13 protein-coding genes are annotated in these 12,731 nt (G+C 68.8%); 6 read left to right on the top strand and 7 right to left on the bottom strand.

The genetic code is table 11. The features are described 5' to 3' along the window. The first annotated feature begins 1 nt into the window (after window position 1). Window positions 2–1,231 (top strand): phosphoglycerate dehydrogenase, encoded by a 1,230-nt coding sequence (gene serA, locus QSJ95_RS21785; RefSeq protein WP_009613962.1) that lies wholly within the window; start codon window positions 2–4, stop codon window positions 1,229–1,231. Window positions 1,232–1,528: 297 nt separating this feature from the next. Here serA and QSJ95_RS21780 read toward each other — a convergent pair whose 3' ends face one another. Together QSJ95_RS21780 and QSJ95_RS21775 are read right to left on the bottom strand one after the other, a co-directional pair. Then, the gene (locus QSJ95_RS21780; RefSeq protein WP_069863039.1) at window positions 1,529–1,966 is read right to left on the bottom strand and encodes a DUF4399 domain-containing protein; all 438 of its coding nucleotides are present in this window, start codon (window positions 1,964–1,966) and stop codon (window positions 1,529–1,531) included. Window positions 1,967–2,127: 161 nt separating this feature from the next. Continuing rightward, complete coding sequence (locus QSJ95_RS21775) at window positions 2,128–2,622, bottom strand: 2-thiouracil desulfurase family protein (protein WP_043268238.1); 495 nt, start codon at window positions 2,620–2,622, stop codon at window positions 2,128–2,130. A 192-nt stretch (window positions 2,623–2,814) separates the two neighbouring features. Between QSJ95_RS21775 and QSJ95_RS21770 the strand changes: the two genes are divergently transcribed. Next, a complete protein-coding gene (locus tag QSJ95_RS21770; protein ID WP_043268236.1) occupies window positions 2,815–3,369 on the top strand; it encodes a DUF6160 family protein in 555 nt (184 codons plus the stop codon). A 3-nt stretch (window positions 3,370–3,372) separates the two neighbouring features. Here QSJ95_RS21770 and QSJ95_RS21765 read toward each other — a convergent pair whose 3' ends face one another. After that, on the bottom strand, window positions 3,373–3,996 hold the full coding sequence (locus QSJ95_RS21765; protein ID WP_285645246.1) for a 2OG-Fe(II) oxygenase: 624 nt from the start codon (window positions 3,994–3,996) through the stop codon (window positions 3,373–3,375). Window positions 3,997–4,094: 98 nt separating this feature from the next. Here QSJ95_RS21765 and QSJ95_RS21760 point away from each other — a divergent pair, with 98 nt between their 5' ends. Further along, window positions 4,095–4,826, top strand: coding sequence for a DUF2059 domain-containing protein (locus tag QSJ95_RS21760; RefSeq protein ID WP_043268232.1), 732 nt, complete (start codon window positions 4,095–4,097; stop codon window positions 4,824–4,826). On the opposite strand, the gene bipL is transcribed toward QSJ95_RS21760, so the two are convergent. After that, on the bottom strand, window positions 4,823–5,761 hold the full coding sequence (gene bipL / locus QSJ95_RS21755; protein ID WP_043317445.1) for a phospholipase BipL: 939 nt from the start codon (window positions 5,759–5,761) through the stop codon (window positions 4,823–4,825). The genes QSJ95_RS21760 and bipL overlap by 4 nt on opposite strands. Window positions 5,762–5,838: 77 nt before the next feature. Here bipL and QSJ95_RS21750 point away from each other — a divergent pair, with 77 nt between their 5' ends. Further along, window positions 5,839–6,480: a DUF6436 domain-containing protein gene (locus QSJ95_RS21750; protein WP_052058982.1), complete on the top strand. Its 642-nt coding sequence runs from the start codon at window positions 5,839–5,841 to the stop codon at window positions 6,478–6,480. A gap of 31 nt (window positions 6,481–6,511) precedes the next feature. Then, complete coding sequence (locus tag QSJ95_RS21745) at window positions 6,512–7,015, top strand: transcriptional regulator (protein WP_285645241.1); 504 nt, start codon at window positions 6,512–6,514, stop codon at window positions 7,013–7,015. Window positions 7,016–7,032: 17 nt separating this feature from the next. On the opposite strand, the gene QSJ95_RS21740 is transcribed toward QSJ95_RS21745, so the two are convergent. Beyond that, window positions 7,033–8,067 (bottom strand): AraC family transcriptional regulator, encoded by a 1,035-nt coding sequence (locus tag QSJ95_RS21740; protein WP_009613981.1) that lies wholly within the window; start codon window positions 8,065–8,067, stop codon window positions 7,033–7,035. Window positions 8,068–8,173: 106 nt separating this feature from the next. Here QSJ95_RS21740 and QSJ95_RS21735 point away from each other — a divergent pair, with 106 nt between their 5' ends. Then, a complete protein-coding gene (locus QSJ95_RS21735; protein ID WP_285645239.1) occupies window positions 8,174–10,564 on the top strand; it encodes a penicillin acylase family protein in 2,391 nt (796 codons plus the stop codon). Between the two features lie 408 nt (window positions 10,565–10,972). Here the strand turns inward: QSJ95_RS21735 and QSJ95_RS21730 are convergent, their stop codons facing one another. Both QSJ95_RS21730 and QSJ95_RS21725 read right to left on the bottom strand, forming a co-directional pair. Then, the gene (locus QSJ95_RS21730) at window positions 10,973–11,845 is read right to left on the bottom strand and encodes an ABC transporter permease subunit (RefSeq protein ID WP_009613985.1); all 873 of its coding nucleotides are present in this window, start codon (window positions 11,843–11,845) and stop codon (window positions 10,973–10,975) included. Beyond that, entirely contained in the window at window positions 11,842–12,723 is an 882-nt protein-coding gene (locus tag QSJ95_RS21725; RefSeq protein ID WP_173427895.1) for an ABC transporter permease subunit, read from the bottom strand. The genes QSJ95_RS21730 and QSJ95_RS21725 overlap by 4 nt, the downstream gene beginning before the upstream one ends. Window positions 12,724–12,731: the final 8 nt, after the last annotated feature.

Genomic DNA, 12,731 nt, shown 5'->3' with positions numbered 1-12,731 from the left:
GATGAGCAAGACTTCTCTCGACAAGAGCAAGATCAAATTCCTTCTCCTGGAAGGCGTGCACCAGAATGCCGTTGATACCCTCAAGGCCGCCGGCTACACCAACATCGAGTACCTCAAGACCGCGCTGTCCGGCGACGAGCTGAAGGAAAAGATCGCCGACGCCCACTTCATCGGCATTCGCTCCCGCACCCAGCTCACCGAGGAAGTCTTCGACTGCGCCAAGAAGCTGATCGCGGTGGGCTGCTTCTGCATCGGCACCAACCAGGTCAACCTGAACGCCGCCCGCGAACGCGGCATCGCGGTGTTCAACGCGCCCTACTCCAACACCCGCTCGGTGGCCGAACTGGTGCTGGCCGAAGCCATCCTGCTGCTGCGCGGCATCCCGGAGAAGAACGCCTCCTGCCACCGCGGCGGCTGGATCAAGTCGGCGGCCAACTCCTTCGAGATCCGCGGCAAGAAGCTGGGCATCGTCGGCTACGGCTCCATCGGCACCCAGCTCTCGGTCCTGGCCGAAGCCCTGGGCATGCAGGTGTTCTTCTACGACGTGGTGACCAAGCTGCCGCTGGGCAACGCGCAGCAGATCGGCTCGCTGCACGAGCTGCTGGGCCTGTGCGACATCGTCTCGCTGCACGTGCCGGAACTGCCGTCCACCCAGTGGATGATCGGCGAGAAGGAAATCCGCGCCATGAAGAAGGGCGGCATCCTGATCAACGCCGCCCGCGGCACCGTGGTCGAGCTGGACCACCTGGCCAACGCCATCAAGGACGAGCACCTGATCGGCGCCGCCATCGACGTGTTCCCGGTCGAGCCCAAGTCCAACGACGAAGAGTTCGAAAGCCCGCTGCGTGGCCTGGACCGCGTGATCCTGACCCCGCACATCGGCGGCTCCACCGCCGAGGCCCAGGCCAACATCGGCCTGGAAGTGGCCGAGAAGCTGGTCAAGTACAGCGACAACGGCACCTCGGTGTCCTCGGTCAACTTCCCGGAAGTCGCCCTGCCGTCGCACCCGGGCAAGCACCGCCTGCTGCACATCCACGCCAACATCCCGGGCGTGATGAGCGAGATCAACAAGGTGTTCGCCGACAACGGCATCAACATCTCCGGCCAGTACCTGCAGACCAACGAGAAGGTCGGCTACGTGGTGATCGACGTCGACGCCGAGTACTCGGACCTGGCGCTGGAGAAGCTGCAGCACGTCAACGGCACCATCCGCAGCCGCGTCCTGTTCTAAGGACCGCTCGGCGGCAAGAAAAAAGGAGGCTTCGGCCTCCTTTTTTCGTTTCTGGAAGGGTCTCCACTGCCACACAGGAGCGGCTGTCTTGCCCGCCGCGCCGGGGCGCTTTTCGTAGGATGGGTTGAGCCTGCGAAACCCATGCGGTGGTTGATGGGTATCGCTCCGCTCAACCCATCCTACGTGGTGCATTGCCGGACTCCGTCCGCGAGAGGTTCTCCGCCGCTCAAGAGCATCGCGGATGAATCCGCTCCTACAGGCATATCAGCCCGATCTCGCCGGCCCGAGACCCAACCATCATTTCACGTTGACGGTGATCTGCTTGGATTCCACGTTCGGCTCGAAGGGCACGTGGTTCTTGTCGCCCAGCAGCAGTTGCAGGGTGTGCTTGCCCGGCGGCAGGGTGATCCTGGTTTCCGTCTGGCCCTTGCCGAAGTGGCGGATGTTGTCGGTCATCGGCAGCGGCATGTCCATGGCCGGCTGCTCCTTGAGGTCCACCAGCAGGTGGTGGTGCCCGGTGCTCGGCGAGTCGACGCCGGCCGGGGCCACGCCCATGCCTTCCAGGCCGAACTTGACGGTGAAGGTCTGGCCGACGGTGGCGCCGTCCTGCGGTTCGATGAAATACACCTTGGCCCCCTCGGGCGCCGGGGTACGCGGCATGCCGGCCGCCAGCGCGGCGGTGGAGGCGGCGAGCAGCAGGCCGGCAAGGCCCAGGCAAGGCAACGTGAGCTTCATGGAGTTCTCCTTATGAGCGGGATGGGGAGGCCCGGCACGCTGCAGCGAACCTCCGGCGGGACTCTTCAGCATAGGTCGCCACGCCGACGGCTCAAGGGAAAGAGTGCAACAAGGGCTGTCGGAAGGCTCTACGCCGAGCCTTGCAGGCTATCACAACGAACTCAGCCGCCGGCTTCCAGGCCAGCCAGGCAGACCGCCGCGGCGTCCAGTTCCTCCTCGCTGAACACCAGCACGCCCATGCGCTTGAGCGCCGCCGCGGTGACGCCCTCGCCGGGCACGCGCAGGCCGGAGAAGCTGCCGTCGTAGTTCTCGCGGTTGCCGCAGGAAGGGCTGCGCGCCTTGAGGATGGCCAGGCGGATGCCATGGCGGTCGACCAGCGCCATGGCCTGTTCGGCGCCGCGGACGAAGGCGCCGGTGACGTCCACGCCATCCACCGTCACCACCGGCGCCTGGCCTTCCAGCACCAGGGCGCCGCGGCCGCCGGGAATCTCCGCCGGCGCGCGCGGCGTGGGCAGGCCGCCGGCCACTTCCGGGCACAGCGCGACCACCCGGCCCTGGGCCTGCCAGCGTTCCAGCAGGTCGAAGGGGCCGTGGCTGCCACCGTCGTAGCGCACCCGGTGGCCCAGCAGGCAGCGGCTGACGAGAATCTTCTGCATGGGCGAAACACTCCCTTTTCGATCGCAACAGACTAGCCCGCACATCGGACCCGGTCACCTGGCAACCGATGGCGGCCACCCGCCGATGGTCGGGCCCATCCTTCGGCTGGAACTGCCGCGCCGGCATGGCGGGCCGGGCGCATCGCGCGCAGACTGCCTCGCCATGTCGCCCACCGCGAGGGAACCGCCACCATGCTCAAGCCTCTCAGCCTGCCGCACCTGCTCGGCGGCCTGCTGCTGTGCGCCGCCGGCGCCAGCCAGGCCGCGCTCGAACCGCTGGACAACGAAAACCTCGGCCGCATCACCGGCCAGGAGGGCCTGAGCATCCGCGCCGACGTCATGGCCAGCATCGGCAAGGCCGCCTGGGTCGACGACGGCGGCAGCGTCTCGCTGCGCAACCTGAAGATCGACAACGGCTGCACCAGCGCCGCCGTCTGCCCGGACGGCCGCGGCGGCGCGCTGCCCCTGGGCGCGGCGCAGCTGGGCCTGAGCCTGCCGTTCTTCGGCGTCGAGCTGCCGACCCTGCAGGTCGACGTGGTCCAGGGCAGCAACGGCCAGCAGCAGCTGGCGCTGACCCTGCCGGACCTGACCACCATCAACAGGCAGCTCAATGACGGCGGCCTGCCGGCGCAGACCATCCGCGTGCGCGTGGCCGGCGACCTCTACGTCGGTGAAAGCCGCCTGGGCAGCCTGGAGGTGCGCGACATCCAGGACATCAGCGGCACCATCCGCGTCTGGGGCCACTGAGCCCTAGAGCGGGGCGTCGCTGCGGCGGCGGAACCAGCCGGTCAGCGACAGGCGTTCGCGGTGGGCCGGCAGCACCTCGTGGGGGAACTCGCCGGAGAGGAACAGCACCAGGCTGCCGCCCAGCGGCGGCACATCGTCGTGGCTGCCGTCGGCGAAGTACAGGCGCAGTTCGCCGGCATGTTCGGGCAGCCAGTCGTCGTTGAGGTAGAGCACCGCCGACACACAGCGGCGGTCATCGTCGCGAAAACGGTCCAGGTGCTTCTGGTAGAAGGCGCCCGGCGGATACAGGGCGAAGTGGCACTCGAAGTCCTCCAGGCCCAGGAACAACGCGCGGTTGAGCGCCACGCGCAGTTCGTCCATCAGCCCCAGGTAGCGGTCGCAGGCCTCGGCCTGCCCCGGCCCCAGCCACTGGATGCGGTCGCCGCGGATGCCCTCGCGCACCGCCTGGCCAGCGCCGCGCCCCACCGAGGCCGAGGCCAGCTCGCCGGCGGCGGCGCGGTTGCGGCACTCCGCGGCCAGGGCGGCGATCAGGTCCGCGGGCAGGAAGTCGCGTTGCAGCGACCAGCCGCGTTCGGCCAGGTCGTCGACGGCGTTTTGCAGGGGGGAGGAATCGGCGTGCGGGTTCATGCGCTATTGTAACGCCGGCGACAAGCGCCTCGACAAGCGGGGCCGGGCTTGCCGACAATAGCCGCGGCGGATGGCCACTGCCGCCAGGAGGACCCGATTTGCGTGCACTGCTTGCCCTTGCCCTGCTGATGCTGGGCCTACCCGTACTGGCCGACGATTACCAGCGCCTCTACCAGGCCGCCGGCTGGCCGGAACAACGCGCGCACTTCAACGATGCCCTGCACGCCGCGCAGAAGCGCTACCAGGCCAACCTGCCGCCGGCGCTGTACCAGGCCCTGGTGAACAACAGCGACCAGCGCTTCGCCCCGGCGCAGATCGACGCCCGGGCGCTGGCCGGCCTGCGCCGGAACCTGGCGGACAGCGGCCCGGCGCTGGCCTTCTTCGAATCGCCCCTGGGGCGCAAGATCGCCGCCGCGGAAACCCTCGCCACCCGCAGCGACCAGCTCGCCCAGTACGCCAACGGCCTGCCGCGCCAGCAGGCCACGCCGCAGCGCCAGCAGCTGGCCCAGCGCCTGAGCCGGGCCCTGCCGGCCAGCGAGGCCGGCGCCGAGGTCAGCATGGCGCTGGCCAGCGTGGCCGCCGACAGCCTCAGCCAGATGCTCCCCGGCCTGCTCGGCCAGGGCCAGGGGCTGCTCGAAGGGCAGCGGCAGAATGTCGTGCAGCAGATCGGCGCCGACCTCGACAACACCCTGCTGTACGTCTATCGCGGGCTCTCCGACGCCGAGCTGCAGCAGTTCGCCGACTTCGCCGAGTCGCCCGCCGGCCAGGCCTACTACCAGGCGGCCCTAGCCGCGGTGAAGGCCGGGCTGGCTTCCGCCCCCTCGAACTAGCTCAGGCGCTCGCCGAGGAAATCGAAGTAGCGCCGGCGCAGCGCCTCGCTCTCGTTGGCCAGGTGGTGCCGCGCGCCGGTGAGCAGCAGGCACTCGATGCGCTCGAACTTCTCCTCCAGCACCCTCAGGTTGTAGCGCCAATCCACCGTCTCGTCGGCGTCGCCCTGCACCACCAGCAGGTTGCGCGCGCTGGGCGGCGCGCCCTCGATGTGCGGAATCCAGCGCGCCAGCGCGCCCACCCAGGCGGTGGGCAGGATGCGCGGCTGCAGCGGGTCGCGATCGCGGAGGAAGGCGAGGAAGCCGGCGTCGTTGGAGTTGTCGGTGAACTTGCGCGGGATGGAGTCGACGAAGGGCCGCAGCAGTTGGTAGCTGAGCTTCGACCAGCCCCAGGCGCGCGGCCGCACCAGCGGCGCCAGCAGCAGGGTGTGGCCCAGCTCCGGGCGCGGCGCGCCGGTGAGCAGGTAGTCCAGCAGGATGGCGCCGCCGGTGCTCTGCCCGAAAAGGTGCCAGGGCTGCGGCAGGTCCAGCTGCGCCGCCGCGTCCAGCAGGCCGGCAAGCACCGCCTGGTACTCGGCGAAGTCGTTGATGCTGGCCGCCGCGCCGTTGGACAGGCCGTGGCCCGGCAGGTCGCAGGCGATCACCGCCAGGCCCAGGTCCAGCGCCCAGTCGATGACGTGGCCATAGAGCCCCATGTGGTCGTAGTAGCCGTGCAGCAGCAGCAGGCTGCCGCGGGCCAGGGGCGGGCGCCACAGCTGCGCGGCGATGCGGTAGCCGGCGCACTCGAAGTAGCCCAGGCGGCTTTCCAGGCCCGGGTAGCGGGCCGCCAGGTCGAGCCCGTAGAAGGACTGGTAGGCGAGGACCTGGGCGTCGCGTTCGGCTGCGGTCAGGGGTCGCAGGCGCTGGCGCAGCAGATCGGGCTGGAAGGCTTCTGGCATCGGGGTTTTCCGCGGTTTCCGGTGACGCTGGGACAAGCGCCCGGCAGCATCCGGGCGGTTCTGCCACAAGCGACGGCATGGCACTCTTGGGGGCTATCTTACCGGGATTCGCCATGCCTGCCCGCCGCACGCTCATCCTCGCCTGCCTGGCCGCGCTGCTCGCCGCCATGCTGCTGGGCGCCTACCAGTGGTTCCAGCAGCGCTACATCCGCCCCTTCGACGCGCAGCCGACGCTGTTCAGCGGCGCCGGCCTGCAGCTGCCGGCCGAACTGGCCGGCCCCGGCGCCATCCGCCTGGTGCATTTCTGGGACCCGGCCTGCCCGTGCAACGTCGGCAACCAGCAGCACCTCGCCGAGTTGCTGGCGCGCTTCGCCCCGCTCGGCGTGCAGTTCTTCGCCGTGCAGAAGCCCGGCAGCCACGGCCAGTTGCCCGCCACCCTCCAGGCCCTGCGGCCATTGGCCACGCCGCCTGGCGCCGAGGCGCTGCCGGCGAGCCCGGCGGTGGCTATCTGGGACCGCCAGGGCCGCCTGGCCTATTTCGGCCCCTACAGCGAGGGCGCGGTGTGCAGCTCGGCCAACAGCTTCATCGAACCGGTGCTGCAGGCGCTGATCGACGGCCGCCCGGTGCAGTCCACCCAGAGCCTCGCCCAAGGCTGCTATTGCCCCTGGCGGGCGGACAGCCGGGCGCCAGCATCTACACTAGCCGGAGCCGGCCCATGAAGGGCCGGCGCGCGACTACAAGGAGCCTCCCATGCCGCTACGCCCCACCCTCGCCCTGTGCGCCCTGCTCAGCCTGCCGCTGCTGGCCGGCGCCGACGACCAGGCGCCCAGTCCCGACCAGGTGATGTCCGAGCACAAGGCGGAGATCGACAACCGCCTGGCCGACATCGACTACAAGCGCAAACGCATCGTCGAAGCCAACATGAACCTCACCGGCAAGGAAGGCGAGGCGTTCTGGCCGATCTACAACACCTACCGCAGCGAGGCCGAGAAGCTGAGCAAGCACCACCTGGCGCTGATCCTCGACTACGCCAAGTCCTACAACACCGGCAAGGTCTCCGACAAAGACGCCAGCGCCCTGCTCAAGCGCGCCGAGAAGCTCCAGCAACTGCGCCTGGACCTGCGCAACCGCTACATCGCGCGCATGGCCAAGGCCGTCTCGCCGACCCGCGCCATGCGCTTCCTGCAGATCGAGACGCAGCTCGACGCCATGGCCCTGCTGGACATGGCCAGCGAGATCCCGCTGGCCGAATGAGCCCGGCGCGGGACGCCTCAGTGCGCCTGCGCCATCTCCTGCAAACGCCGCCGGTACACCTCCGGCGGCACCCCGAACCAGCGCCGGAAGGCGCGATAGAACGGCGACAGCTCGGCGAAACCGCAGGTCCGCGCCACTTCGCGGATGGCCACGCCTTCGGCCAGCAGCTCGGTGGCGCGCTGGCGGCGCACTTCCTCGTGCAGTTCGCGGAAACCGCTGCCCTGCCCGGCCAGGCTGCGCTGCAAGGCGCTGGCCGGCAGGCCCAGCAGCTCGGCGCAGGCCTGCAGGGTGCAGGGTTCGCGGCCCAGGCGATGGGCCAGCAGATAGCGCAGGCGGTTGAGCAGGTCGTTCTCCTGCAGGCGCTGTAGTTCCTCCTCCGCATAGCGGGTGAGCACGCCGTGCAAGGCGGCGTTGGCCGTGCGCGACGGTCGCCGCAGCAGGGCGCGCGGGAACAGCAAGGCGTCGTGTGCGCAGGCGAACCGCGGCGTCAGCCCGAACAGCCGGCGGTGCTCGGCCAGGCGCCGTGGCGCGGCATGGCGGAACTCGATGGCGGAACAGGCGAACTCGTCGTCGCTGACCGCCTTCAGCAGCTTGATGAACAGCAGCAGCAGGCACTCCATCTGCTGGCGCAGCGGCGGGCAGTCGCGGTAATGGATGTCGAGGACCAGCCGCGCCTGCTCGCCCTCCTCGCGCAACTGCGCGGCCAGGCCGCCGGAGAGGATGTGCTGGAAGCGCAGGAAGCTGTGCAGCGCCTGCTCCAGGTCGCGGCTGGCCAGCAGCAGATAGCCGACCACATCGAGCAGGCGCGGCTTCATCGCCTCGGCCAGGTGCAGGCCGATGTCCACGTCACCGCTCAGCTCCGGCAGCGCCGCCCAGAACAGCGGCACCTCGTCGTGCAGCAGGCGGCCGTCGGCGCTCACCGGCGCCAGGCGCACGCGCCGCAGCGCCTGGCGGTAGATGCGCGCCGGCTCCAGCCCCAGGCTGGTAAGCGCCTCGTAGAGCAGGCGGCGCAGGGTGGCCGAATGGGTGAGTGGCGCGCTGGCGAGGGACATGCAGCCTCCTTTTGACCGAAGACTTGCAGCTTGCGCGCGTTTGGTCAATGAAAGCGCCCGGCGCGAATGCGCAGAATCCGCCCAGAACAACAAGGAGAGCCGCTACATGAAACGCACGTTGACCGTTCTTGCCGTACTGGTGGCGGCCGCTGCCGCCGGGGGCGCCTGGTACCTGCATGGCAAGCAGCCGATCCGCGACGGCCTGGCCGGGCTGCCCGGGCTGCAGGCCGAGGTCGAGGTGCGCTACGACGAGCGTGGCGTGCCGCACATCCGTGCGCAGAACGAAAGCGACCTGTACCGCGCCCTGGGCTACGTGCACGCCCAGGACCGGCTGTTCCAGATGGAGATGCTGCGCCGCCTGGCCAAGGGCGAGCTGGCCGAGGTGCTGGGGCCCAAGCTGGTGGACACCGACCGCCTGTTCCGCACCCTGCGCCTGCGCGACCATGCCGCCGAGTACGCCGCCCGCCAGGACAGGCAGTCGCCCGCCTGGAAAGCCCTGGAGGCCTACCTGGACGGCATCAACCAGTACCAGGCCAGCCACCCGAAGCCGCTGGAATTCGACGTGCTGGGCATTCCCAAGCGGCCCTTCACGGTGGAGGACACCCTCGCCGTGTCCGGCTACCTGGCCTACAGCTTCGCCGTGGCCCTGCGCACCGAGCCGGTGCTCACCTACATCCGCGACGACCTGGGCGCCGGCTACCTGAAGGCCTTCGACCTGGCCTGGCACCCGGAGGGCGTGCTGCAACGCCCCACCGCGCTGGCCGCCGGCGACTGGAAGGACCTCGGCGCCCTGGCGCAGATCAGCCAGCAGGCCCTGGAAGCCGCCGGCCTGCCGCAGTACGAGGGCAGCAACGCCTGGGTGGTCTCCGGCAGCCGCACGCGCAGCGGCCGGCCGCTGCTGGCGGGCGACCCGCACATCCGCTTCGCCGCGCCCTCGGTGTGGTACGAGGCGCAGCTCAGCGCCCCTGGCTTCGAACTCTACGGCCACCACCAGGCCCTGGTGCCCTTCGCCATGCTCGGCCATAACAAGGACTTCGGCTGGAGCCTGACCATGTTCCAGAACGACGACATGGACCTGGTGGCCGAGAAGACCAACCCGGCCAACCCCGAGCAGGTCTGGTACCACGGCCAGTGGGTGGACCTCGCGCGCGAGGAGCAGAGCATTGCGGTGAAGGGCCAGGCGCCGGTCAAGCTGGTGCTGCGCAGCTCGCCCCACGGGCCGATCGTCAACGACGCCCTGGGCGCCGCCTCGGGCAAGACGCCCATCGCCATGTGGTGGGGCTTCCTGCAGACCGAGAACCCGCTGCTGGACGCCTTCTACCACCTCGACCGCGCCGACACCCTGGACAAGGCCCGCGCCGCTGCCGCGCAGATCCACGCGCCGGGGCTCAACGTGGTCTGGGCCAATGCCCGCGGCGACATCGCCTGGTGGGCCTCGGCGCAACTGCCGAAGCGCCCGGCCGGCGTCGATCCGAACTTCATCCTCGACGGCAGCACCGCCGCGGCGGACAAGGACGGCTTCTACCCCTTCGTCGAGAACCCCCACGAAGAGAACCCGGCGCGCGGCTACATCGTCTCGGCCAACTTCCAGCCGGTGCCCGCCAACGGCCGGCCGGTGCCCGGCTACTACAACCTGGCCGACCGCGGCCAGCGCCTGGACCGGCACCTGGCCGACGCCTCGGTGAAGTGGGACCTGCAGAACAGCCAGGCGCTGCAGTTGGACACCGGCACCGACTACGGCCCGCGCACCCTGGCGCCGCTGCTGCCGAGCCTGCGCCAGGCGGCGAGCGGCGAGCAGGAGAAGGCGCTGGTGGAGCAGCTGGCGGCCTGGAAGGGCGACTACCCGCTGGATTCGCTGGCCGCCACCCTGTTCAGCCAGTTCCTCTACCAACTGGCCTACGGCGCCATGCACGACGAGATGGGCGACGCCTTCTTCAACACCCTGCTGAGCACCCGGGCCATCGACAGCGCCCTGCCACGGCTGGCCGCCGACGACGCTTCGCCCTGGTGGGACGACCGCGCCACGGCGCAGAAGGAAAGCCGCGCGGACATCGTCAAGGCCGCCTGGCAGGCCAGCCTGAAGCACCTGCGCGACACCTTCGGCGAGGACCCGGCCAGTTGGCAATGGGGCGCGGCGCACACCCTCACCCACGTGCACCCGCTGGGCATGCAGAAGCCGCTGGACCGCCTGTTCAACATCGGCCCCTTCGCCGCGCCCGGCGGCCACGAGGTGCCCAACAACCTCTCGGCGCCCATCGGCCCGGCGCCCTGGGCCGTCACCTACGGGCCCTCGACGCGGCGCCTGGTGGACTTCGCCGACCCCACCCACGCCCTGGGCATCAACCCGGTGGGCCAGAGCGGCGTGCTCTTCGATGCGCACTACAAGGACCAGGCCGAGGACTACGTCGAAGGCCGCTACCACGCCGAGCATTTCGCGCCCGACGAGGTCGCCGCCAACAGCCACGGACTGCTCAGGCTGGTGCCGCAGGCCCGCTAGGCCGCGCCAGAAACGACGAACCCCGCATGCTGCGGGGTTCGTCGTTTCCGTGAGAAGGGACTGCGGGAGGCGCCGAAGCTCCCTGGCGCGTTATTCCCCCTAGGGATAACTATTGGGGTGTTGTATTGGGCGCCACCTCCCGCCTGGGTGCTGTGGAAAGCACTGGCAAATTGCCCGGGATCACGGAGGCCGACCAAGCTGCGGGGAATAGCCGGCAACCGCCAACGGACACACTGAATAGTAGTTGGCAAATGCAGGGAAGTTGCGGCGATTAGCTGTCAGATTCTTCTGAGAAGACCGACTCTTCTTGCCCTTCGGCATATGTCCGTCTCCCCCAAAAACATGGGCCACCCGAAGGTGGCCCATGGTTTTCGCAGGCACCGGCTGCAGCCGGCCGACAAGACGACCTCAGACGGTGGCCGGCGAACCTTTCTGCCAGTCGGTGGCCGTGGCTTCCATGGCCTCCTGGACGGCACGCTTGCGGCGCTCCTCGGCCTGGCGGGTGAAGTACCAGGCGAAGAAGGTGAACAGCGAGACGGTCAGCAGGATCAGGCTGGCCACCGCGTTGATCTCCGGCTTCACGCCCAGGCGCACGGCGGAGAACACTTCCATCGGCAGGGTGGTGGAACCGGGGCCGGAGACGAAGCTGGCCAGCACCAGGTCGTCCAGCGACAGGGCGAAGGACATCATGCCGCCGGCCGCCAGCGAAGGCGCGATCATCGGGATGGTGATCAGCAGGAACACTTTCCAGGGCTTGGCGCCCAGGTCCATGGCCGCTTCCTCGATGGACAGATCCAGCTCGCGCAGGCGCGCCGACACCACCACCGCCACGTAGGACGAGCAGAAGCTGGTGTGGGCGATCCAGATGGTGACGATGCCGCGCTCCTGCGGCCAGCCGATCAGCTGGGCCATGGCCACGAACAGCAGCAGCAGCGACAGACCGGTGATCACCTCGGGCATGACCAGCGGCGCGGTAACCATGCCGCCGAACAGCGTGCGGCCGCGGAAACGCGGGATGCGCGTCAGCACGAAGGCCGCCAGGGTGCCCAGGATCACCGAGGAGACCGCCGTGTACACGGCGATTTCCAGGGAGCGGAACACCGAACTGATCAGCTGGGTGTTGTCCAGCAGGCCGACGTACCATTTCACCGACCAGCCGCCCCACACGGTCACCAGCTTGGAGCCGTTGAACGAGTAGATGACCAGGATGACCATCGGCACGTAGATGAACAGCAGGCCGAGGACAAGCATGATGTTGGAGAAGGACCAACGCTTGTTCATACCTTGCCCTCCAGTTCTTTGGCTTGGTTCTTGTTGAACAGGATGATGGGCACGATGAGGATCGCCAGCATGACCACCGCCAGGGCGGACGCCACCGGCCAGTCACGGTTGTTGAAGAACTCCTGCCACAGCACCTTGCCGATCATCAGCGTCTCGGGGCCGCCGAGCAGTTCCGGGATGACGAATTCGCCCACCGCCGGGATGAACACCAGCATGCAGCCGGCGATGATGCCGTTCTTCGACAGCGGCACGGTGATCTTCCAGAAGCTGGTGAAGTTGCGCGCGCCCAGGTCGGAAGCGGCCTCCAGCAGGCTCATGTCGTGCTTCACCAGGTTGGCGTACAGCGGCATCACCATGAACGGCAGGTACGAGTAGACGATACCGATGTACACCGCCAGGTTGGTGTTGAGGATGGTCAGCGGTTCGTTGATCACCCCCAGCCACATCAGGAAGCCGTTGAGCAGGCCGTTGTTGGAGAGGATGCCCATCCAGGCGTACACGCGGATCAGGATCGCCGTCCAGGTCGGCATCATGATCAGCAGCAGCAGCACGGTCTGCATTTCCTTGCTGGCGCGGGCGATGGCGTAGGCCATCGGGTAGCCGATCAGAAGGCACAGGAAGGTGCTGATCGCCGCCATCTTCAGCGAGCCCAGGTAGGCGTCGATGTAGAGCGGGTCGTCCGTCAGCATCAGGTAGTTGCCGAGGTTCAGCACCAGTTGCAGGGTCTGGTCGGCGTACTGGAACACTTCGGTGTACGGCGGGATGGCCACGTCCGCTGCCGCCAGGCTGATCTTCAGCACGATGGCGAAGGGCAGCAGGAAGAACAGGAACAGCCAGATGAACGGCACACCGATCACGGCGTGCCGGCCACGCGGCAGGCGCTTCA

This window comes from Pseudomonas sp. NBRC 100443 (assembly GCF_030268185.1).
Taxonomy (GTDB): Bacteria; Pseudomonadota; Gammaproteobacteria; order Pseudomonadales; family Pseudomonadaceae; genus Pseudomonas; species Pseudomonas citronellolis.
The sequence above is the reverse complement of the archived record's forward strand: the minus strand, read 5'-3'. Positions and strand labels throughout refer to the sequence as shown.

Bases quoted from the DNA above. Each gene is read 5' to 3' on its own strand.
- QSJ95_RS21745 (WP_285645241.1), top strand. From the start codon at position 6,512: ATGCCGCTACGCCCCACCCTCGCCCTGTGCGCCCTGCTCAGCCTGCCG.
- QSJ95_RS21765 (WP_285645246.1), bottom strand. From the start codon at position 3,996: ATGAACCCGCACGCCGATTCCTCCCCCCTGCAAAACGCCGTCGACGAC.
- QSJ95_RS21730 (WP_009613985.1), bottom strand. From the start codon at position 11,845: ATGAACAAGCGTTGGTCCTTCTCCAACATCATGCTTGTCCTCGGCCTG.
- QSJ95_RS21740 (WP_009613981.1), bottom strand. From the start codon at position 8,067: ATGTCCCTCGCCAGCGCGCCACTCACCCATTCGGCCACCCTGCGCCGC.
- serA (WP_009613962.1), top strand. From the start codon at position 2: ATGAGCAAGACTTCTCTCGACAAGAGCAAGATCAAATTCCTTCTCCTG.
- QSJ95_RS21750 (WP_052058982.1), top strand. From the start codon at position 5,839: ATGGCACTCTTGGGGGCTATCTTACCGGGATTCGCCATGCCTGCCCGC.
- QSJ95_RS21775 (WP_043268238.1), bottom strand. From the start codon at position 2,622: ATGCAGAAGATTCTCGTCAGCCGCTGCCTGCTGGGCCACCGGGTGCGC.
- QSJ95_RS21770 (WP_043268236.1), top strand. From the start codon at position 2,815: ATGCTCAAGCCTCTCAGCCTGCCGCACCTGCTCGGCGGCCTGCTGCTG.
- bipL (WP_043317445.1), bottom strand. From the start codon at position 5,761: ATGCCAGAAGCCTTCCAGCCCGATCTGCTGCGCCAGCGCCTGCGACCC.
- QSJ95_RS21780 (WP_069863039.1), bottom strand. From the start codon at position 1,966: ATGAAGCTCACGTTGCCTTGCCTGGGCCTTGCCGGCCTGCTGCTCGCC.
- QSJ95_RS21735 (WP_285645239.1), top strand. From the start codon at position 8,174: ATGAAACGCACGTTGACCGTTCTTGCCGTACTGGTGGCGGCCGCTGCC.